Below are 21,352 nucleotides of genomic sequence, written 5' to 3' on the forward strand. Positions count from 1 at the left end.
TTGGCTGTTTACCTTATTTTTATGCTTTCTTCATATTTCTGTACCGCTTCCCATCTTGCATCCTCTTTCTCCTTTGCATTCCACAGATCGATCTCCAGCATGGTTTCATAACCCAGCTCCATTACTTCCTTGTACATTTGTGTGTAAAGGCGGTCAAACTCCTCTTTATCTGAGGCAAATACCATATTCCAAGAGTACTCCTGGATAACCTTCCGGCACTGACGCCGGATAGCCGCCATTTCGGAATCCTCCTGGGGCGCCATATATCCGGTACCGGGAGAAACCAGAAGCTTATTGTTGTTCTGCAGATATTCCATAGCCGTATCCGCTCCCATCTTCTCTCTCCAATCCCTTTCCAGGGGGGATATATCCATATCTCTTACGGAATCCCATAAAAGATATGCATAGGGATATCCATTGTCATCCAGTTCACAGGAGGCAACCGTGCTGTAGTTGAGGGCAGAAATCCCTTCCGACCAGGTACCGCTCCCCCATTCTTCCGGCACCTCTGCATCTTCTCCCAATAAAGCCTTTTTTCCAAAATCCGTTAAATAAGGGCCATCCTCCCCATATTCCCAGCATAAGCCTTCCGGCCCCGCCATTCCCCCGGAGGTCTGTGCCCGGTTACTCCGTATTCCTTCCGGGGAATACAGCCAGTCAACAAACGCTGCCAGTCTTTCCGGATCCTCCGCCTTGGATCCTATGGACATAACCACCTTCTGGTTTCCGGCAGGGCTGCAGCCATAGGAATAAATCACCATATCCCGGATATCCGCCATCATAAACCCTTTTCCTTCACTTGTCCGTTCTTCCGTATTATATGCGGGCTGGGCCACCCAGGGCCATGGGCAATACAGCAGCTGCCCTTCTTTATATTTGGATTCAAAGCTGTCATAGGTCTGTGTACTTGATTCGGGATCCACCAGTCCCATCTGGTTTGCGTCAAAGTACCATTTCAACACTCTCATATACAAAGAATCCGGCTCAATAATACTCTGGTAATCACTGCTGTCCGCCTTTACAAGCACAAATCCATACTCATCATAACCATAAAAGCAGCAGGGTTGTTTTACCGCATTCATCAGATTGGAGTCCCAGTCCTTAAAAAAGGAAAAGGCATAGGTTTTCTCTCCGTTCCCTGCAACCGGCTCCATTTCCTGCATCTGTTTCAGAATGGGAAGCAGATCCTCCAGGGTATTCAGTTCGGGATAACCCATTTTTTTATACAGATCCCAGCGGATATAGGGACCGTATATGGGGTCCGGGTTTTCCATAGATGTCCGGGGAGAATTCATGGACAGTTCGGAAGGAATAGCATAAATTCCCGGCTGTCCCACGTTATCATTGAGATCGTATATGGCATCTTCAAACCGCATGATCTGGCGATCCTTTAAATAAGGCTCCATATCAATAACCAGCCCCGCTGTTACCATGTCCTGCAAAACTCCGTTTTCTGCCGAGCATATCACAAGATCCCCCAGATTTCCTGCGGCGGAACGGATTTCAAACAGGGTATCCCCTCCCCCGGATACGTTGGGTGCAATGATATTCAGCTCCATATTGAATTTATCTTTCACAATTTTGGCAAACCAGCCTGATTGTATCCCCTGGAAATTGGCAAGGGAATCAAACACATCCACCACGATGAATTCCTCATAGGGACATGTGTCTTTTTTATTTGTACAGCTGGAAACCGCCAAAACCAGAATACATAAAGCCATTACAGGCAGGAGTTTTTTCCATTCTATTTTCATACCATTGTCTCCTTACATCCGGGAATCTTATGTAACACGCAGAGTCGTGCATACGTTGACATTCTTTCAATATGCTTTTATACTTAATTTGCAGGCTATTTTATATTTCCGGCATACAAGGCAACCAAATACTATAAAGCGGGGTAACAAAATGGAGACCGTATTGATTGCAGATGATGAAATGAATATCCGTGAAGGTCTGAAATATATTATAGACTGGAACGAACTTGGCTTTGAAATATGTGCAGAAGCCGCCAATGGGGAGGATGCCCTCTGCCTGATCCTGGAGAAAAAGCCCAGCCTTGTCCTTCTTGATATCCGAATGCCGAAAATGTATGGAACCGATTTGATCCGAATTGCGCGGGAAAAAGGCTTCCAGGGCAGATTTATTATTTTAAGCGGTTATTCCGATTTTACATATGCCCAGACAGCCATAAGGTACGGCGTGGAATACTATATTACAAAACCCATTGATGAAGATGAGCTTCAGCAGGCCATCTGTGAGATCAAGAAAAGTCTGGAGGAAGAGCATACCGTTTCCGAAAACATGGAATTGCTGAAAACAAAGGCCAAGGACGTCATTCTCCATGAAATAGTTACCGGGACCTATCAGACTGCAGAAAAAACGCTTTTGTCCTCCCGTGAAATAGAGGAAATGAATCTGTATGCGGACTGTTATCAGGTAGTAATCTATGAAAAGTTCAGTCCGAATCCGGATGATATCAGTTACAGCTTCGCGGATCTTCTTAAAATCACGAACAGAGGAAATCATACCTTCGAACACTTTAATGAGGAGAGCAATGAAGTCATTCTTCTGAAGGGCCGGTTTGCGCTGAATAAGTTCAGCGGTTTTCTGGAGCGGTATGAAAAAAATCCCCCTCAGAAGGGAAGTCCGCTGGATTCCCTGTTTCTCGCCTACGGCCGGCCGGTTTCCGATCTGGCTGCGATATATCTGTCCTACCGGGAAGCATCCGCTCTGCGGAAAAGAAGGTTTTTCTGTATGCAGGGACAGCATACCCTGGGCTATGGGGAACTTCCGAAATTCCATGAGATTTCCCTGGAAATCAATAATGCCACGCTTGAAGAATACAGCAACCTTCTGACCGATTATCTGCTTGCGTTCCAGCGGAATAAGGTGGCAGAAACCTTATTCAGCCTGGAAGAATTCCTGTATAATGTAAAAAATGATATTTCCTCGGTCAAGCTGTTTCTGAAGGATTTATTTCTACGTATCAAGGAAAAGGTAAACCATACGTTTTGTTCGGCGGAAATCCCTTTTCCCACAAATTCGGAAATCATCCGCCGTATTGATCAAAGCCGTTACCTGTATGAAATTATTCTTTTTATATCCGCGCAGACGGAAATGATAATGAATGCCACCGGAAGTCCGTCCAGGGATAACATACTGGATGATATTCTTTATTATATCGATCATAATTTCAGGAATAATATTAAGCTGGAGGGAATCGCCCCCCTGTTCGGATACAGCAGTACCTATCTGGGTAAGATCTTTAACAGAACCTTCGGAGAAAGCTTTAATTCCTATGTGGATCACAGGAAGATAGAATATTCCAAGGAACTCCTAAAAGAAAACCGGCTGAAGGTATATGAAATAGCCGAACAGGTAGGCTATAACAATGTCGATTATTTCCATAAAAAATTCAAGAAGTATACGGGGATGAGCCCTGCGGAATACCGTAAAAGCATGTTTACTCCCCTAAAAAACCGGTGATACGCTTTAACCGGCAGTTTTACCGGAAGAAAAACCGGCAGAGCCTGATCTTGCCTTCGGTTTCTATTTTCAGGGAACAGGGATCCCCGGGTACATGAAAACCGGCGGGAATGGAAATACGGTGATCCTCAAAGCCTTTACCTTTCCTGATTTGTATGGTCAGGCTGTCCGTTTCCTGTGATTCCCTGGAATATACGGTTATTTGTATCCGTCCCTCTTCCAGGGCGTGCATACACATTACCAATTCTTCGGGAACCCTTTCAAAAAGAAAGTCATGGTATATACAGATTCCTGCCTCTTTCTTACCCCCGGCAGTCTCCGCCGCATCGGGACTGTCACCTGCCTTTCCCGGAATGGTACAGGTAAATCCCTCTGTCCCCTTATGTATAAAACAGTTCTTATAATCATCGTATCTGTCCGCTGCAGTTACTTTCCAGGGGCTGCGCAGTCCCATCTTTTTTCCTTCCAGATAAATCGTGGCTCTCTGCCGTATATCCCGTGAGGACGCACCTGCCAGAAAAATATACTCTCCGCTTTCCAACAGCATATTTTCCGAAATTACATCATATATTTCCAGTTCCCCGCAATTGACAGCCAGTTCCACCTTCCTTGTTTCCCCCGGCGAGATGTTTTTAATCCTGGCAAAGGCTTTCAGCCTGCTGATTGGCTGGGTTACACGGGAAGTTTCCTTATGAACATAAAGCTGAACCACCTCATCCGAAACATATGCCCCGGTATTGGTTATGGTGAGACGGGCAATTATCTGCTTTTCCTTTTTTTCCAGGGATAACTTTCCGTAAGAAAATTCCCCATAGGATAACCCGTAACCAAACGGATACAATACCTCCCTGTCAAAATACTGGTAGGTTCGTTTCCCTTTTATAATATCATAATCATTTATATCCGGCAGATCTTTATCGGAAAGATACCAGGTCATATTGAGCCTGCCCGCAGGGGATATTTTCCCACACAACACGTTTGCAATCCCGGTGCCCAGCTCCTGGCTGCCCGAAGCGCTCCATAGGATCCCCGGCATCTCTTCCTGAAGGCGGGTTATGGCATACGGATAATTGGACAGCAGGACCACCACGGTATCCGGGTTGGCATGTTTTACCGCATCCGCCAACGCCTGCTGGTATGGGGGCAGGGCAAGTGTACTCCTGTCGATTTCTTCCTTGCTGTTTATGACCGGATTACATCCCAATACCAGCACGGCACGCTGTGCATTCCGGGCCGCATCCGCCGCCTCTTTTATGCCGTCGGTTTCCTCTTCCATGGTAAACACGGCAGGTTCCCCTTTTTCTCTGCCGCACGCAAGAAAACCGTTGTTATCTACCGTCACCGGTATTCCGTTCCAGCTGTCAAGATAATAGGTATCCGGCAGAATCCTGTTTTCTTCCCTAACAGGTCTGAAAGTCCAGGATTCCCGGATAAACCAGGAAAATGCTTCTTCCCTGTCGGCTTTTATCCGGACATTATCTTCCTTCAGCGTGACAAATTTCCCATTGCTGCATGCGGTCAGAGTAGTGCTTCCGCAGCCCCAGTCCGTAAACGTAAAGCATTCCGCCTCCTCCCTTCCGGTCAGAAACAGATTACAGGAAGCATCCATCCCCACATACCTTCCTCCGGTACACAGATAAACCCGGGACAAACCGCTGCTGCCGGTAATCCGGGTATCCGGATAGGCTTTTTTGATACCGTCCAGCACAGTTACCGTATAGGGAGGGATTCCGCAGTACCAGTCCTTGTACCATACATCCGCAAGAGGACCGATAACCGCCAGGGATTCTGTCTTTTCCGGCAGGATGGGGAGGGCATTGCTGTCATTTTTAAGAAGGACTACCGATTCCACGGCCATTTTTTCACATATTTCCCTGTGATCCTGGTTATTGATATACTCTTCCCCCATTCCTGTATAAGGACAGTCTCCGTCTCCGTCAAAAAAACCCAGACGGATACGTGTGCGGAAGGAATTCCGTACGGACCGGTCGATATCCGCTTCGGTTATAAGTCCTTTTTCCAAAGCCTTCCGCGCGGCCTCCATAACCACTTTCTTGTCATCCGTAAAACAGTCCACTCCTGCTTTCAGTCCGTATGCCACCGTCTCCTCATGGGTTTTAAAGTATTTATGGTCATAAACGGTCTGCTGCATATCGCCGCCGTCGCAGACCACATGCCCGGGCAGCCCCCAGGTATCCTTCAGAATGGTTTGGACCTCTTCATTCACAATGGCGGGAACCCCGTTAATTTCATTATAGGAGGTCATAACGGCTTCCGCCCCGCCCTCCACGATAGCTTTCCGAAAGGGTTCCAGATAGTACTCATATTTATTTCTCGGATCCAAAGAAGAGGATACCGCAATCCTGTTTTTTTCCACATTATTGGCATAAAAATGCTTCAGAGTCGCACCGCACCGGATATAAAACGGGTCGTTTCCTTTCATCCCCTGTATATACGCAGATGCCATTTCACCAGTCAGGTAGGGATCCTCCCCATAGGCTTCCTCCGTCCGCCCCCATCTGGGATCCCGTTCCATATCTATGGTAGGGGCCCATCTGCAAAGCCCTCCTGAACCGTTGCGGGTAAATAAAGCCCTCGCCTCTTCTCCCACGCAGCGTCCGCATTCCCGGATAAGCTCTCTGTCAAAGCTGGCGCTCATTCCAATAGGCTGTGTAAAAGAGGTGGTCGGTTCCGGCTCCCCTTTATTAAAGGCCTGATCGTGCCTGGCTTCTATTCCATGGGCGGCTTCACCTCCCATAAAGGAGGCCTTGATCCCCAGCCGCCCTATGTCGGGGCAGCCGGTGGTCAGGCAGGCAATTTTTTCTTCCAGCGTCAATTCCTCAAGTAAATAAGTAAGCCGCTCCTCTACAGGCAGCCGGTGGTCCCATAAAGGGGTATTCAAATAGTTATCCATGATTTCAGAAGTTTCTCCCTTCTCTGTCCTTTCCTGTCCGGTAACAGTTCAAACAGGTCTGCGCGGTAAATGCGCAGACCTGCCTGCATGGTTATTTTACGGCATCCTCTGCCGCGGCCCGCAGTTTAACTTCATTCTCCTGGAATGCGATGCATTCGTCATAGCCATATTCATTTGCCTTGGAAATCATCTCATCCACAATTTTATCAAATTCTTCATCCGTGGAAGCATAGATCGCCTTCCAGGAATTCGTTTTGATACAGTCTGCAACCTGATTCCAAAGTACAAGCAGCTCGTCCGATTTGGTTCCTGCGGAATAGGTCGTCCCGGGAGCAAGCTTGTAGGGTCTTTGTCCCATGTATTCATCGGGTGTTCTGGCTTTCGTATAGTCCCTCCAGTCGGCCTCAATCTCCGAATTCGGTTCGGTTATAAAGCTGTCCCACTTTTTATAGTTATAAGTATCACCGTTGGAATCCAGGTTTTCCGTATCAAGAGCCCAGGTCTGGTTGTTCATCTTAAAGTTTCCGTCCTCAAAGGTTCCTGAATAACCATCGGACATTTCCGTCTTAATGTCAAGCTTTGCGGCTCTTCCCAAATCCGTAAAGCAGGTCTTGCCGTTTTCATCATAATACCAGCAGACATCCTTGGGGCCGTATTCAGCCGTCATACGTCCTTCCGGTGTGGAAAGCCAGTTCAGAATAGCCATACACAGCTCGGGATATTCGGTTTTCGCACCGATGGACCAGATCCGGTTCCCGCCGTATACATTCAGCCCGTAAGCGATAGGCGTTGCTTCTTCCGGAGGACAGGGATACATGGCCTTTCCGTCCGCCGCATGGCTGTCGGAATTATACATGGCGGAACCGAGGAAATTAAATACATTCAGGAAGGCGCTGCCGTTCTGGTAATCTTCCACCATACCGTCATATTTCTGGGTCTGGGAGTCCGGATCCAGGAGTCCTCTCTGGTAGAGGTCATTATAGAATTTCAGACAGGTAAGGTAAGGGCCGTCCTTTTCCAGACAGGGATAATACTTCTGTTCTTCGGAATCATAAAGGCCGAAACCAAACTCATCATAACCATAATACGCGGTAGCCGTGGATTTTACAAACATAACCATATCGCCGTCCCAGTCGTTAAACAGGGATACCCCGTAGGTGGTTTTGCCGTTGTCATCTTTGGGGCAGATTTCTTTCATCTGTGCCAGCACTTCCACCATATCGTCCAGATTTTTGATTGCTGGATAACCCAGTTCCTTATACAGATCCCACCGCAAATCCCAGGTATACATGATATCCCCTCTGGCACTGGGATCCACTGCCACATCAAAGCCGTATCCATAGGTAGTTCCGCCGGACAGGTTTGTATTTTTCTCCAAAGCATAAGGCATATGTTCTTCTATGTACGGGCCGTAATCGGAAAGGATTTCATCTTCATTCCAGTCAAAAAGCATACCCTTTTGAACAGCCTGCATATATTCATCGGAATCATTTCCCCAGATTACGATATCCCCAAGGTTTCCAGACTCCATACGTGTTTCGTATACCCCGTCCGGATCAGGAATGATGTTCAACTTTACATTAGGTTTCTTTACAAAGGCATAATCATAAATCAGAACAAAAAACTGAGCCAACCTACACTAAAACGTCGCTTTTTTCAAGGAAAAGGCGGCGTTTTTTTCATGGCCCGGTTTTGGAAAGGAGTGGTGCTGACTTTATACTAAAACGAAAGGGGGAATTTTTTAGCTGGCCGGGCCGGGAGGTCTGGTCTTTTTTCATCTCACGAAGAAGGAGGTTAGCCAATGGCAGATGAAAAAGTAAACGTGAGCCCGGAGGAAAGCAAAACCCCGGAAGCTCCGGCCCCGTCCGGGCCGGGCGATCCGCCTGCGCCGGAGCACACCGATGGGCCCGCTGTCCCTGGTGGGGATCAGGCGGCCCCCTCTCATGCGGAGCCCGCCGCTGGGGAACATACCCAGCAGACTGTTCTCCCCGGTATGGGTGAGGACACTCCCGCGCCGTCCGGCAAGGTGATCAACCTCTCGGACATCCAGGCCGCTGATAAGGGCGGCAAGGAGGCTTCTGCTCCCGCCCCGGACAAGAAAATGCCGGAGGCGGATAAGCCGCCGAAGCGCCGGGGCCGTCCGCCAAAAGAGCAGGCCGGGCCGACTGTGGAGAAAAAGTCGAAAGCGGCGGAGCCCCGCACAGGCCGCCCGTCTAAGGTTGACAAGGCGGCCCGTGAGGAGGCTCCGCCCTCTGTTCGGGACAAAGTGTCCAGAGGTAAGAAAGCCGACAAGGGCAAGGAAACGGGTTCCGGCGGTGCGCCAGCGTCTAAATCCGCTCAGACGGTAAAGCCGGGCAAGGCCGCTCCTGTCAAGGAGGCGGCAGTCCCGCCGCCGGAAATCAAGCTGCCGCCCACGCCGGAGGTGCCGCCCCGCCCGGTGGAAGAGGGAAAAATCGTCTATCTGAAAATGTCGGAGCTCCACCCGTTCCACACGTTCCGTGAACACCCCTACAAGGTGCAGGACGATAAGGCGATGGACGATCTGGTGGGGACGATCAAGGAACACGGCATTATGACACCCGCCACTGTCCGCCCAGAAAAGGACGGCAAGGGCTATGAGATTATCGCGGGCCACCGCCGCCATCATGGTGGTGCGCGGGCCGGACTGGAGGAAATGCCCTGTATCGTCCGGGAAATGACCGATCTTGAAGCTGTCCGGGAAATGCGGAACAGCAACAAACAGCGCGGCGATCCGCTCCCGAGCGAGCTGGCAAAGCTCCTGGATTTGGAGGTGGAGGCCATCAAGCGCCAGGGGGCCCGCCCGAAAACGGAGAAAGAGGCCGAGGCCCTGGGGAAGCTCTCGGTGGAGATCGTGGGTAAGGAACACGACATGAACTATAAAAAGGTCATGCGGTATATCCGTCTTAATTCCCTGGTGCCGGAACTTCTGGACAAGGTGGACGCAAAGCAGATGGGCTTTATGCCTGCGGTGGAGATCTCGTATATCAGGCCGGAAAACCAGCGGCTGATTGCCGTTTCCATTGACGGGGAGCAGTCCTCCCCCTCGGTGGCCCAGGCGAAGCGGCTCCACGAGCTGGACAAGGAGGGCAAGCTCAACGGCGATGTGATTGACGGTATTTTGAGTGAAGAAAAAAAGGAGGATCGCGGTGTGATTATTTCGACTGCTGAACTATCTAAGTATTTCGGCAAGGAGGTCACTCCTGCCAAAATGAAGGAGCAGATCATGGCTCTGCTGGACGAGTGGAAAGAGAAACAGCCGCCCGAACTGGCGAAGCCGGACAAGAAAAAGGACTTGGAGAAGTAACCTGGCCCCGCTTCTGGACACTTTGTCCAGAGGTAAGCGCCCCGCGCTTGGGATGGGCTCTGTGGTGATATATCCCCCGTCGCCGCCTCTATTCCTGCACAGCCGGGAGTGGGCCGTCAAGGGTGCAACGCACCGCCGCTCGCGGCGACTTGCCCTTGACGGTCTGCCCCGGCTGTGCTACTTCCAGCGGCGCGGCGGGGGTATATATCCTCCAGAGCCGCCCCCTTTCCCTGGATAGGGAAAGGGCGGGGGGATAGGGTCGAACTACCTATTATAAATATCGGAGGTGTTGAAGATGAAACGATCCCTTGCTTATATTACTGCCGCATGGCGCGGCGATCCTGCGGTGGATATGGAGCAGGCGGCGCATTACTGCCGCGTGGTCTATGATGCGGGCTATTCCCCCATCTGCCCCATGCTCTATCTGCCGCTGTTCCTCAATGACGCGGTGCCGGAGGAGCACAAGAACGGCATCGACATGGGCCGCGATCTGCTCCGGCGCTCCCGTGTGCTGGTGGTGTGCGGCCATTCCGTGACCGAGGCCATGAAAAATGATATTGCCGTGGCCCAGCGCCTGGGGATTACCGCGACTACCCTTGAGGGCATCCTGACCGTCAAGGGCCAGGGCCGCCGCTGATGGCGTCCCTGTTTGAAGCCTACATCACCAACCTGGGAAAATACAACGAGGGCGAGCTGGTTGGCGAAACCTTGAAATTTCCTACTACCACCGAGGAGGTGCAGGGGCTTCTGAAACGCATTGGCGTGGATGGGGTACGTTATGAGGAATTTTTCATTACCAGCTTTGACGGTGATGTGCTGGGGCTCTACGACTATCTCACGGAATATGAAAACCTGGACGAGCTCAATCATCTGGCCTGCCTGCTCTCCGAGCTGGATCAGGGCGAATTGGAGAAATTTGAGGCCGTGATTGATAGCGGTGAACATACGTCCAGCGTGGCCGATCTCATCAATCTGGCGCAAAACCTGGATTGCTACGAGTTTTATCCTGGTGTCGAGGACGATGAAACCCTGGGCCGCATCTATGTGGAGGACATGGAGGCCATTGACGTGCCGGAGCACCTGCTGAATTATTTTGACTATGAGGCATACGGGCGGGATATTCGGCTTGAAGAGGACGGCCACTTTGCCCCTGGCGGCTATGTGCTGAACAACGGCGGTCAATTCATCGAGCACTATCACGGGATCGAGGACATTCCCGCCGAGCACAAAGTCTTTGCCTTTCCGCAGCTCACGGTGCGGGAGCAGATGGCGGCCTACAAAGAAATTATTGACGGTTCCTCCCTGGAGGGCTATCGGAAGATTGCCGCAAAGGAACACGAGGAACGATAACGGCACTTCTGGACACTTTGTCCAGAGGTGCTTTTTTCATGGAAAGGAGGGATACGGCTGATTGATGAGGACGTTTCCAGACGTACCATAGCAGTTTCGATCAAGGCGACAAAGCTCACGGGCCGGGTACTGGCCCAGGCGTGTCTGGCGGTGGGCCGGAAGATCAAGAAAACGTACCGGGCCCGCCAGACACCCCACGGAAAACAGACGGTGCGCCAGCTTATGGGCCACGGGGCCGCCACGAACAGCATCGAGGTGGAGTCCCCAAAGGACTTTGACCGGGTGGCCCGGCGCTGGAATGTGGACTATGCCTTTTATAAGACCGGGCCGGACAAATACCTGCTGTTTTTCAAAAGCGGGCAGGCCGATGCCATCACCGCTTGTTTTTCGGAATACTCCCGGCGCGTGATGAAGCGTTCCAAGTCCCGGCGCGTCCCGATCCGGGAACAGCTCAAACGGGCCGCCGCTGAACTGGCCCGCCAGCCGTCCCACAAGAAAGAACGTGCAAGGGAGGCGGTGCATGAGGACAGATAGCGTTAAGAAATATGTGATACCCAACATCCCGTACCTGTTTATCCTGTGGGCCTGCTTAAAGCTGGGGACGGCCTACCGCCTGGCTCCCGGAGCGGACTTTGCTCACAAGCTGATGGGCCTGGGCCAGAGCATCGGCCCGGCCTTTGCCGACTTTGCGCCGGGGCTCCATCCCCTTGACTGGCTCATCGGCATCGTGGGCGCGGTGGGCTTTCGCCTGCTGATCTATATGAAAAGCAAGAACGCAAAGAAATTCAGACGGGATGAAGAATACGGATCGGCCCGCTGGGGCACCGAAAAAGACATCAAGCCCTTTATCGATCCGAAATTTGAGAACAACGTCATTTTGACAAAGACGGAGTTTCTCACTATGAACACCCGGCCTAAAAACCCGGCCAACGCCCGCAACCTCAACGCCTGCATCATCGGCTCGTCCGGTTCGGGCAAAACCCGCTTCTGGCTCACGCCCCAGCTACTCCAGGCGCACAGCTCCTATGTGTGCGTCGATCCAAAAGGCGGGGTGCTCTCCCAGGTGGGTACTTTCCTGCAACGCCGGGGATATAAGGTCAAAGTGTTCAACAGCATAGATTTTTCAAAATCTATGCACTACAACCCGCTGTCCTACATCCACAATGAGGCGGACATCCTCAAATTCGTGGACACCCTCATAGCAAATACAAAGGGCGAGGGCAAAGAGGGCGATCCGTTCTGGACAAAGGCAGAAACGCTATTGTACTGCGCGTTGATTGCCTATATCATCTTTGAAGCCCCTGCCGAGGATCGGAATATCAATACCCTGGTGGACATGATTTCCGGCATGGACGTGAAAGAGGATGACGAGTCCTATATGAACGCGGTGGACTATATGTTCAAGGGCTTGGAAAAGCGCAAGCCGGATTGCTTTGCCGTGAAGCAGTACAAAAAATATAAGCTGGCCAGCGGCAAGACCGCAAAAAGCATTTTGATTTCCTGCGGTTCCCGGCTGGCCCCCTTTGACATCCCCCAGCTCCGGGAGATCATGAGCTATGACGAGCTGGAGCTTGACCGCATCGGGGATCGGAAAACGGCGGTTTTCTTCACCATTTCCGATACTACTCCGACTTATAACTTCATTGTGGCCCTGGCCTTTTCGCAGATGTTCAATCTTCTGTGTGAACGGGCGGACAATGTTCACGGGGGCCGCCTGCCCCATCATGTGCGGGTGCTGTGGGACGAGGCGGCCAACACGGGGCAGGTGCCCTCCCTGGAGAAGCTGGTGGCCGTGATCCGCTCCCGCGAGGTGAGTCTGTGCCTGTTCTATCAGCAGTACGCGCAGTGCAAGGCCATTTACAAAGACAACGCGGAAACGATCTTAGGCAACATGGACAGCGTGATCTTCCTGGGCGGGCGGGAAAGCTCCACCATCAAGGAAATATCCGAGAACTGGCTGGGAAAGGCCACGATCTCCATGCAGACCGAGGGCCGTTCCCGTGGGCAGTCGGAAAGCTACAACCAGAACACCCAGCGGCTGGGCCGGGAGCTGATGACCCCCAGCGAGCTGGCTACCATGCCGGGCGACAAGTGCATTTTGCAGTTACGGGGCCTGCCCCCGTTCTTTTCGTCCAAATACGATTTGAAACAGCACCCGAACTACAAGTACACGGCTGAGGCCGATAAAAAGAAAAACGCCTTTGACCTGGATAGGCTCATTAACCGCCACAGGCGGCCTGGGCTTTCCGAGGCTTGTGAGGTGTACGAGGTAGACGCATCCGAAGCGGGGCCCGTAAACGAGGACGAGGACATCCTCAATTACGACGACGTGGACGATCCGGATGCCTATGTATAAATCACTTCTGGACAAAGTGTCCAGAGGTCGTAACCTGCCGCCCAAACGGGCGGTTTTTTTCATGGCCGGGACAATCCCGGAGAAATGGAGGATATATGGAATTTTTCGCTTCTGCTATCACAACTTTGCAGACCCTTGTTGTTGCGCTGGGCGCTGGCCTGGGCGTGTGGGGTGTTGTCAATCTGCTGGAGGGCTACGGCTCGGACAACCCTGGCTCCAAAAGCCAGGGCATGAAGCAGTTCATGGCTAATTAAAGGGAACAAAAAGAAAGGAAAAGCACAATCCAGACGGTATCAGCGGCAGTCCACAAGAATAAATTGTGATTTCACAAGATTGGTGCTATAATAAGAGAAAAGTTCCTGCCGGGGCAGCCGCCCCGGTGGTATGGATAGGAAGGCGGGAAAGCAATATGCACATCAGCTATAAACCACTCTGGCATACACTGTTAGAGCGTGATATGAGAAAAGAAGATTTAAGGCTTGCTGCTGGTATGACAACGAATATGATTGCCAACATGAGCAAAGAGGGAAAGCACATCAGCATGGATACATTAGCCCGTATCTGCGAAACGCTGAATTGTGAGATTACCGATGTGATTGAGTTAGTATCAGACGAGCCTGCTTCCACAGGAGGTAAGGAGCATGAGCGAATTGAAACCAAGAATAACGGAAAACGGAATTGATTATATCCTTGTCGGAGATTACTATATCCCAGATTTGAAGCTGCCGGAGGAACACCGCCCTATCGGAAAGTACGGACGGATGCACCGGGAGTATTTAAGAGAAGTCCACCCAGCCAAATTGAACACCTTGACCTTGACAGGGGAGTTATGGACATACCTTGCAGACCTGAACGAACAGGCACAGGAACGGTTAGACACCATCATGGAGCAGATGAAAGATGCCGAGGGCGTGACCGAGGAATTGAAACGAACCCAACAAATGGAATGGGTGCGGCGTTGCAATAACATTCACAACCGGGCAGAAGAAATTATTTTGCAAGAGATGATTTATTCATAACGGTATGGTAGAATGATTATGACAAATAAGAATTTTTTGCTCCATACGCCCTTGACAATAGTCTTTGCAATATACTATAATAGTATTTGTAAATACTATTTGTAAGAGGAGGACTTATGGAAAACAATCATTTTAACGTTGCGTGGGCGAAAAGCACTGCGCTATATACAAAAGCAGCTTCAGTACTTGGCGTCGGATACCCGGAAATGATGGTGCTGTATGCGCTGGAATCCATGGGAGAACTGACGCAAAAGCAGATCGCAGAGAATTTCGGTATGCAAAAACAGACGGTTCATACGGTCGTGAGCGCACTTCAAAAGAAGGGCTATTTACTGTTGGAGGCCAGCGAGGGCGATAAACGTGAGAAGCGGATCGTCTTGACTGAAAGCGGACAGGTATACGCCCACAGAATGATTGCGCCTTTACGAAAAGCCAAGGAGAAGGTTTATAGAACAATCGGGAACGAACGGCTCCAAGCCATGTGTGAAATTCTTGACCTTTTCAATCTTCTCTTTGAAAGAGAGCTGAGAGGAGGTCTGGGCAGTGAATAACAAGCGGACTTTCTTTCAGTATGTGATTCCGTCCGTGTTATCCTTTGCGCTTTCCGGGGTGTATGCCATCGTTGACGGTTTCTTTGTAGGCAACTCAATCGGGGATGCCGGACTTTCCGCAATCAACATTGCATATCCCATCACGGCGGTCCTGCAATCCGTAGGGACAGGAATCGGAATGGGTGGTTCAGTCAAATACTCCATTCTGAAAGCAGCAGGAAATGAGAAAAAAGCACGGGAGTTCGTTGCCGGTGCAACATGGCTGATGCTTCTTTTCAGCGCTGTCCTGACTGTCACCGTTTTCTTCACTTCAGAGAAAATCCTTTCTGCCCTTGGTGCATCGGGCGAGTTGCTTACTCTGGGAAATGAGTATATCAAGGTAATTGCCCTTGGAGCGATTTTACAGGTGTTCGGCACCGGACTGGTTCCGTTTATGCGTAATTACGGCGGTTCTTTGTGGGCAATGATCGCTATGATCTGCGGCTTTGCTACCAATGTTGCTCTTGACTATACTTTTGTGTGGGTTCTTGGACGGGGCATGTACGGTGCGGCATTGGCGACCATTATTGGGCAGGGAGTTACCATGGCGGTTGCACTCGTGTATTGCGCCATCAAAAAGAACCTCACTCTGAAAATCGCACCTGTTGATACCCCGAAAACGGCATTTCAGATATTAAAAATCGGACTTGCTCCATTTGGCTTGACCCTTGCCCCAAATATCTCTCTTGTGATCATCAACCGATTTTCGGTTTATTATGGCGGACAGGAGGCTATCGCCACCTATGCCTGTATCTCCTATATCATCTGCATTGTTTATCTTCTTTTGCAGGGTGTCGGTGATGGTAGCCAGCCGCTCATGAGTCAGTTCTACGGAGCAGGCGAAGAAAAATCGCTCAAACAAACCAAAACGCTGGCGTATGAATTTTCCATGGTTTTGGCGGTAATCAGTGCGATTCTGATTTACCTGCTCCGTGGAAAGATTGGACTACTGTTCGGTTCATCTGCCGAGGTAAACGCAGGGGTCATAAAGGTCATGCCGATCTTCCTTGTGTCGGTTCCGTTTGACGCCATCACACGAGTTTCCGCGGCGGCTTTCTACGCAACCGAAAAAAGTGTGCTGTCCTATGTTCTGACCTTTATCGAACCCATCATCATGCTGGTGTTGATGCTGATGCTGCCGCCGGTGTTTGGCGGTCAAATCACGATTTGGTGGAGCGCCGTATTTGCAAAGGTCATTACCGCATCAGTAAGCATTGTGCTGTCCGTTAGATACAGCGCACAAAGAAATCGATAACTTCCAGTTTATCGTTCTGATTTTCAACTGAATAACCACAGTAAAAACCGCTGCTACATGGAAGCTAACAAACCATGCAACAGCGGTTTTTCTTTACCGTTTTTTCCTCTGACTGATTGGCGTTCCCATTTTCTTTGATTTTTTGAGAATCCGAATCAGCCAGCGAAATTCTTCGTCTGACAGATTTTTATAGTTGATACCGAGCTGTTTACAGTAAAGGACAACCAGCTTTTCATCCCGACTGCCCTTGAAATTTTTGACTGCTTCCAGATTTTCTTTCAGTTCATCGGCAACGGTGGTCTGGGGTGCACTCTCACTGTCCTTTTTGTGGGCTTCCCGAATATCTCGGATAATGAGGTTGAGGTCATCCAGAACCATGTGACTAAAATACTCATCATCGCTGATATGGGCGGCTTGCAGCACTTTCAAATGCGGGTCATCTTCGCCGGGGCGATACCGTTCAATGATTTCATGCCGGACGGTATCGACAAGTGCATTGAGATTTTGAATCTGCATGGTGGCAATCCCGTCCACATAAATCTCAATGTCTGCAAGAAACTTGATAAAATCTTTATGTGTGGCAAGCTCACAGAGCAGGCGGTTGTTAATCCGACCGCTTTTCAAAAGTGCCACCATCTCATCATTCAAATGCAGCTCTGTTAGTGGCGTGTTGATCTGCTCTCGGTTCTCTGTCCGGCACAGCAGATAATCAACGGAAACCCCATAGAAGTCTGCCAGCGTGATAAGGTTGCCATGATTGATTTCCTTAAAATCCTCTTTTTCATAACTTCCGAGAGCAGATTTGGAAATACCCGTCAGCTTTGATAGTTCTTCCAGATTTAAGCCTTTGTCCTTGCGGAGTTCCCAAAGGCGTTCCTGTATGCTTGTTGCTCCTTTCATGGGCGCACACTCCTTTCCGGCGGTTTCATTGCTGTCGCTTAACTGGATTATATCACACTTTCCGCAATCGTGGAAATTTCCGCTTTTTATCCTTAATTCCTACTTTGTGGACATACGGCACAGGGCACAAAAATGTTCTATGATACAGGTAGTTCATCGATGGATTATTCCAATCGAATGACCAGCCTGTGTGGGATATGCTTCCCCGGCGATGTAGCGCCATGACTTTTGGCAGGGATGTGGAGGAACCCTGACCGAAACGAGCGTACCAACGGGAGCGATACGCCGCTGTGAGATTCAGGGGAGGAACGACACCGGGGATAACTGGCGAACTGACCCCGAAATGATACCGAACCACGACAATTTAATAGGGGGATAGTCTACCCTATCGCTGATACTTCGGGAGATTTTAAGCGGCTCTATGGCTGTAATTTTGCCGAAAATCGCCCCGAAACCATACACTAAAACGGGAGGAAACGCAATATGCCGAGAATGAGCAAAAAGAGGAAGCAGGAGCTTTCTTTTTACCTCAATGACCGGGGGCGTGTCACTTACAACGAATTATGCAGGAAATGCCAGCATGGGTGCAGGCAGAGCTTCCGGGCGGTTGTGATTGACTGCCCCCGTTATTTATCCAAACGAGCAAAGAAAAAGGAGGAACACACCGAATGAATTTTGAATTTATGACGATAGACACACCACTGCCGCCCTGTATGCCATTTCCCAGAGCATTGACAGGATTTCCAGTCAGCAGCACCGCAAAGGTCATGTACTGCCGGATGTTGGACGCTATGCTCTCCAAAGGGCAGGAGGACGAGAACGGAATCCTGTTTGTCTGCTTCCCTGTCACAGACATTGCCGCAGTCCTGTCCCGCAGCTCTATGACGGTCAAGCGTTCTTTGAATGAACTGGAAACAGCCGGACTTATCATGCGGGTGCGTCAGGGCGTTGGAGAACCAAACAGGATTTATGTGCTGATACCGAGAAAGGAGGACGCTGCCCTTGCCTGATACCTCAAAGCTGGAAAAGCTCAACCGGGAGTTGGAAAAGAGTGAAAAGAAACTGCGGAAAGCCCTCAATGATGAAAAGGCATTGCAGCACCAGTTGAAACAGCTTACCCGAAAGGAACGGACGCACCGGCTCTGTACCCGTGGCGGTATGCTGGAAAGTTTTCTGCAAGAGCCGGAACGCCTGACAGATGATGATGTCATGGTGTTGTTGAAACTCATTTTTCACAGACAGGACACGCAGGAACTATTGAAAAAACTGCTGGAACGGAAGAAGCCAGAAACCCCTTAGTTTACTAAGGGCGCAATTATACACCACCCAGAGGTTGGTGCATTGCGTTCTCCGAAGGCTCCTCGCCGGAGGGCTGTGATTTTCCGCAGTCATGGTCTGCTTCAAATCAAACAGGGGACGCTACGCTTCCCCTGCGCTGGCTGCCGCCAGCTACCCTTTTGTGTACTTGCCATCTGGGGACACCTTGCGTTGCAAGCTGTTCCCAGCCGACAAGTTTCATAAAATATGCTATCTTTTCGATAGCCAATGAAGTATAATGAAGATGACAACAAATCGGCATTTGTAAAGGAGGATTTACAATGAAGAAAATTGGATTAGGTATTGCAATACTACTCTTTGCCATTATAATTTCTCTTTGCTCATCAGGAATGGGGCTGCTCGTTATCGGAATTGGGATTGTAGGATTGATTTTTTCAATCATAGGATTTATAGAACGCAAGTAAAATAACTTCCAGTTTGTCAGCTTCACATCGGGTCAACTTGCCCCGAACTTTTACAATTAAATACCCGCCGCCCACATAGCGGCACACCGAGCAGGAAATCTGAAAAAGGTCTCCTGCTTTTTTTCTGCCCAAAATGAGGTGGTAAAACGCCACCCCGTCCACCAATTAGCGAAAGGAGGGACACGAAATGCCCTGTCCACACAACGAAATCACGATTGTTCAGCGCAGCCAGCGGCAGTCTGCGGTTGCCGCCGCTGCTTACCAGAGTGGCGAAAAGCTGTTCTGTGAATACGACCAGCAAGTGAAGCACTACCCGGAAAAGCGTGGTATCGTCCACAATGAAATCCTGCTCCCGGCAAATGCTCCGCCGGAGTATGCAGACCGCAATACCCTATGGAACGCCGCCGAAGCTGTGGAAAAACAATGGAACTCCCAGCTTGCAAGGAGGTGGGTGCTTACCATTCCCAGAGAGATACCGCCTGACCAGTACGCTGTCCTTGTCCGGGAGTTTTGTGAGCAGCAGTTTGTTTCCAAAGGAATGATTGTTGACTTTGCCATCCATGACACTTATCCGCCGGGACACAATCCCCACGCCCATGTCATGCTCACTATGAGGGCAATGGACGAACATGGAAAATGGCTTCCCAAGAGCCGCAAGGTTTATGACCTTGACGAAAACGGGGAACGGATAAAACTTCCGTCCGGCAGATGGAAAAGCCACAAGGAGGATACGGTGGATTGGAACGACCAGAAGTATTGCGAAATCTGGCGGCATGAATGGGAGGTCATCCAGAACCGCTATCTGGAAGCCAATGACCGCCCAGAGCGTGTGGACTTGCGTTCTTATGCCAGACAGGGGCTTGATATTATCCCTACTGTCCATGAGGGAGCTGCTGTCCGGCAGATGGAAAAGCGGGGTATCCAGACGAACATCGGCAACCTGAACCGGGAAATCAGAGCCGCCAACCGCCTGATGAAGTCCATCCGGCAGCTTATCCAAAACCTCAAAGGCTGGATTACCGAGCTGGGAGAAAAACGGAAAGAACTGCTTGCACAAAAGGCGGCGGAGGAAGCGACACTTCTTCCCAATCTACTGATGAAATATATGGAGATACGAAAGGAAGAACGGAAGGACTGGACGAGGTCTGGACAAAATCGGGGGACTTCACAGGACTTAAAGGCAGTCAGCGAAGCCCTGTCCTATCTCCAGCAAAAGGGGCTTTCCACTGTGGAGGACTTAGAAGCATTTCTGGAATCTTCCGGGAAATCAGCCGCAGATTACCGCAATCAGATGAAGCCAAAGGAAGCCCGCAGCAAAGTGATTGACGGGATTCTTGCCAGCCGGACAGACTGCAAGGAATGTAAGCCTGTCTATGAGAAGTACCAGAAGATATTTTTTAAGAAAACAAAGGAGAAATTCAAACAGGAACACTCGGAGGTTGCCCGGTATGAAAAAGCCGCCGCCCACCTTGCCAAGCACCCAGATGATAAGGACAGTACCCAAAAGGAGCTGCAAGAGGAGCAGGAAACGCTTCTGGAAGAAATCGCAGAGTTGAAAGTACCACTGACCGAGGTACAGGAGGATTTGAAGAAGCTGCGGGACATCCGCTACTGGGTACGGAAAGCCACACCCGGCACAGAGGAAAGTAAAGAGTCGCCTAAGAAGCAGCCCATCAAGGAAGTCTTGCAGGATAAGGCAGACGAGAAAAAGGCTCAAAGAACCGCCCCGGCACAGGCGAAACACAGACAACAGGATATGGAACTTTAACAGGCACTTGCCATTTTCAGATTGAGAATGTCAGGTGCTTTTCTTATTTTCAAGGAGGGATAGATTTGAATGTATTTGAAGCTGTGAAGCAGTCCGTCACAACAAGACAGGCTGCGGAGCATTATGGAATCCATGTAGGTCGGAACGGGATGGCTTGCTGCCCGTTCCATAATGATAAAACCCCAAGCATGAAGCTGGATCGGCGTTACCACTGCTTCGGCTGCGGTGCGGATGGGGATGTGATTGATTTTGCCGCCGCCCTGTATGGGCTGGCAAAGAAAGAAGCCGCCGTACAACTGGCAAATGACTTTGGGCTTTCCTATGAGGACTGGAAACCGCCGGGAAAGGCAAAAAAGCCCAAGCCCCAGCAGAAATCCCCGGAGGAACAGTTTCAGGAAGCAAAGAACCGCTGCTTCCGTATCCTTGCCGATTATCTCCACCTGCTTCGGGCATGGAGAACGGAATATGCCCCGCACTCCCCAGAGGAAGCCTTTCATCCCCGGTTTGTGGAAGCCTTACAAAAGCAAGCCCATGTGGAATATCTGCTGGATGTGCTGCTGTTCGGGGAGACAGAGGAAAAAGCGGCTTTGATTGCGGACTACGGAAAGGATGTGATACAGCTTGAACAGCGAATGGCAGAGCTTGCA

General features: G+C 50.4%; 21 protein-coding genes. 17 read left to right on the forward strand and 4 right to left on the reverse strand.

What is annotated here, in order from left to right:
• Positions 1 to 8: 8 nt before the first annotated feature.
• The gene (locus DXA36_RS19690; protein ID WP_118681194.1) at positions 9 to 1,754 is read right to left on the reverse strand and encodes an ABC transporter substrate-binding protein; all 1,746 of its coding nucleotides are present in this window, start codon (positions 1,752 to 1,754) and stop codon (positions 9 to 11) included.
• 151 nt (positions 1,755 to 1,905) lie between these two features.
• On the opposite strand from DXA36_RS19690, the gene DXA36_RS19695 reads away from it, so the two are divergent.
• On the forward strand, positions 1,906 to 3,486 hold the full coding sequence (locus DXA36_RS19695; RefSeq protein WP_118681195.1) for a response regulator transcription factor: 1,581 nt from the start codon (positions 1,906 to 1,908) through the stop codon (positions 3,484 to 3,486).
• 19 nt (positions 3,487 to 3,505) lie between these two features.
• Here the strand turns inward: DXA36_RS19695 and DXA36_RS19700 are convergent, their stop codons facing one another.
• Together DXA36_RS19700 and DXA36_RS19705 are read right to left on the reverse strand one after the other, a co-directional pair.
• Positions 3,506 to 6,400 (reverse strand): beta-glucosidase, encoded by a 2,895-nt coding sequence (locus DXA36_RS19700; protein WP_118681196.1) that lies wholly within the window; start codon positions 6,398 to 6,400, stop codon positions 3,506 to 3,508.
• Between the two features lie 91 nt (positions 6,401 to 6,491).
• Positions 6,492 to 8,033: an extracellular solute-binding protein gene (locus DXA36_RS19705; RefSeq protein ID WP_330425070.1), complete on the reverse strand. Its 1,542-nt coding sequence runs from the start codon at positions 8,031 to 8,033 to the stop codon at positions 6,492 to 6,494.
• 168 nt (positions 8,034 to 8,201) lie between these two features.
• Here DXA36_RS19705 and DXA36_RS19710 point away from each other — a divergent pair, with 168 nt between their 5' ends.
• The 10 genes from DXA36_RS19710 (at position 8,202) to DXA36_RS19755 (ending at position 16,295) form a co-directional block, all read left to right on the forward strand.
• On the forward strand, positions 8,202 to 9,725 hold the full coding sequence (locus DXA36_RS19710) for a ParB/RepB/Spo0J family partition protein (RefSeq protein ID WP_118681197.1): 1,524 nt from the start codon (positions 8,202 to 8,204) through the stop codon (positions 9,723 to 9,725).
• A gap of 295 nt (positions 9,726 to 10,020) precedes the next feature.
• Entirely contained in the window at positions 10,021 to 10,362 is a 342-nt protein-coding gene (locus DXA36_RS19715) for a DUF7768 domain-containing protein (protein ID WP_087272945.1), read from the forward strand.
• Complete coding sequence (locus tag DXA36_RS19720) at positions 10,362 to 11,075, forward strand: antirestriction protein ArdA (protein ID WP_058966381.1); 714 nt, start codon at positions 10,362 to 10,364, stop codon at positions 11,073 to 11,075. The genes DXA36_RS19715 and DXA36_RS19720 overlap by 1 nt, the downstream gene beginning before the upstream one ends.
• 27 nt (positions 11,076 to 11,102) lie before the next feature.
• The gene (locus DXA36_RS19725; protein ID WP_118681198.1) at positions 11,103 to 11,609 is read left to right on the forward strand and encodes a PcfB family protein; all 507 of its coding nucleotides are present in this window, start codon (positions 11,103 to 11,105) and stop codon (positions 11,607 to 11,609) included.
• Positions 11,596 to 13,431 (forward strand): VirD4-like conjugal transfer protein, CD1115 family, encoded by a 1,836-nt coding sequence (locus DXA36_RS19730; protein WP_118681199.1) that lies wholly within the window; start codon positions 11,596 to 11,598, stop codon positions 13,429 to 13,431. The genes DXA36_RS19725 and DXA36_RS19730 overlap by 14 nt, the downstream gene beginning before the upstream one ends.
• 95 nt (positions 13,432 to 13,526) lie before the next feature.
• On the forward strand, positions 13,527 to 13,685 hold the full coding sequence (locus DXA36_RS19735; RefSeq protein WP_118681200.1) for a Maff2 family mobile element protein: 159 nt from the start codon (positions 13,527 to 13,529) through the stop codon (positions 13,683 to 13,685).
• A gap of 155 nt (positions 13,686 to 13,840) precedes the next feature.
• Positions 13,841 to 14,113, forward strand: a complete 273-nt coding sequence (locus DXA36_RS19740; protein WP_009274451.1) for a helix-turn-helix domain-containing protein — start codon at positions 13,841 to 13,843, stop codon at positions 14,111 to 14,113.
• Positions 14,073 to 14,450, forward strand: a complete 378-nt coding sequence (locus DXA36_RS19745; protein WP_009274452.1) for a TnpV protein — start codon at positions 14,073 to 14,075, stop codon at positions 14,448 to 14,450. The genes DXA36_RS19740 and DXA36_RS19745 overlap by 41 nt, the downstream gene beginning before the upstream one ends.
• A gap of 116 nt (positions 14,451 to 14,566) precedes the next feature.
• Positions 14,567 to 15,001 (forward strand): MarR family winged helix-turn-helix transcriptional regulator, encoded by a 435-nt coding sequence (locus tag DXA36_RS19750; protein WP_118681201.1) that lies wholly within the window; start codon positions 14,567 to 14,569, stop codon positions 14,999 to 15,001.
• Positions 14,994 to 16,295: an MATE family efflux transporter gene (locus tag DXA36_RS19755; RefSeq protein WP_003020289.1), complete on the forward strand. Its 1,302-nt coding sequence runs from the start codon at positions 14,994 to 14,996 to the stop codon at positions 16,293 to 16,295. The genes DXA36_RS19750 and DXA36_RS19755 overlap by 8 nt, the downstream gene beginning before the upstream one ends.
• 93 nt (positions 16,296 to 16,388) lie before the next feature.
• On the opposite strand, the gene DXA36_RS19760 is transcribed toward DXA36_RS19755, so the two are convergent.
• The gene (locus tag DXA36_RS19760; RefSeq protein ID WP_118593903.1) at positions 16,389 to 17,195 is read right to left on the reverse strand and encodes a helix-turn-helix domain-containing protein; all 807 of its coding nucleotides are present in this window, start codon (positions 17,193 to 17,195) and stop codon (positions 16,389 to 16,391) included.
• 483 nt (positions 17,196 to 17,678) lie between these two features.
• Here DXA36_RS19760 and DXA36_RS19770 point away from each other — a divergent pair, with 483 nt between their 5' ends.
• From DXA36_RS19770 to DXA36_RS19795, 6 genes are all read left to right on the forward strand, one after another.
• Positions 17,679 to 17,867, forward strand: a complete 189-nt coding sequence (locus DXA36_RS19770; RefSeq protein WP_118544280.1) for a hypothetical protein — start codon at positions 17,679 to 17,681, stop codon at positions 17,865 to 17,867.
• Positions 17,864 to 18,205 (forward strand): DeoR family transcriptional regulator, encoded by a 342-nt coding sequence (locus DXA36_RS19775; RefSeq protein WP_118593901.1) that lies wholly within the window; start codon positions 17,864 to 17,866, stop codon positions 18,203 to 18,205. The genes DXA36_RS19770 and DXA36_RS19775 overlap by 4 nt, the downstream gene beginning before the upstream one ends.
• Positions 18,198 to 18,494: a DUF3847 domain-containing protein gene (locus DXA36_RS19780; protein WP_118681202.1), complete on the forward strand. Its 297-nt coding sequence runs from the start codon at positions 18,198 to 18,200 to the stop codon at positions 18,492 to 18,494. Before DXA36_RS19775 ends, DXA36_RS19780 begins: the two co-directional genes overlap by 8 nt.
• A gap of 299 nt (positions 18,495 to 18,793) precedes the next feature.
• Complete coding sequence (locus tag DXA36_RS33050) at positions 18,794 to 18,937, forward strand: hypothetical protein (protein ID WP_009274458.1); 144 nt, start codon at positions 18,794 to 18,796, stop codon at positions 18,935 to 18,937.
• A 187-nt stretch (positions 18,938 to 19,124) separates the two neighbouring features.
• Complete coding sequence (gene mobQ, locus DXA36_RS19790; protein ID WP_009274460.1) at positions 19,125 to 20,705, forward strand: MobQ family relaxase; 1,581 nt, start codon at positions 19,125 to 19,127, stop codon at positions 20,703 to 20,705.
• Between the two features lie 65 nt (positions 20,706 to 20,770).
• A partial coding sequence (locus DXA36_RS19795) for a CHC2 zinc finger domain-containing protein (protein WP_118681203.1) occupies positions 20,771 to 21,352 on the forward strand: 582 nt, incomplete at its 3' end.

This window comes from Eisenbergiella sp. OF01-20 (genome assembly GCF_003478085.1).
Lineage (GTDB): Bacteria > Bacillota > Clostridia > Lachnospirales > Lachnospiraceae > Eisenbergiella.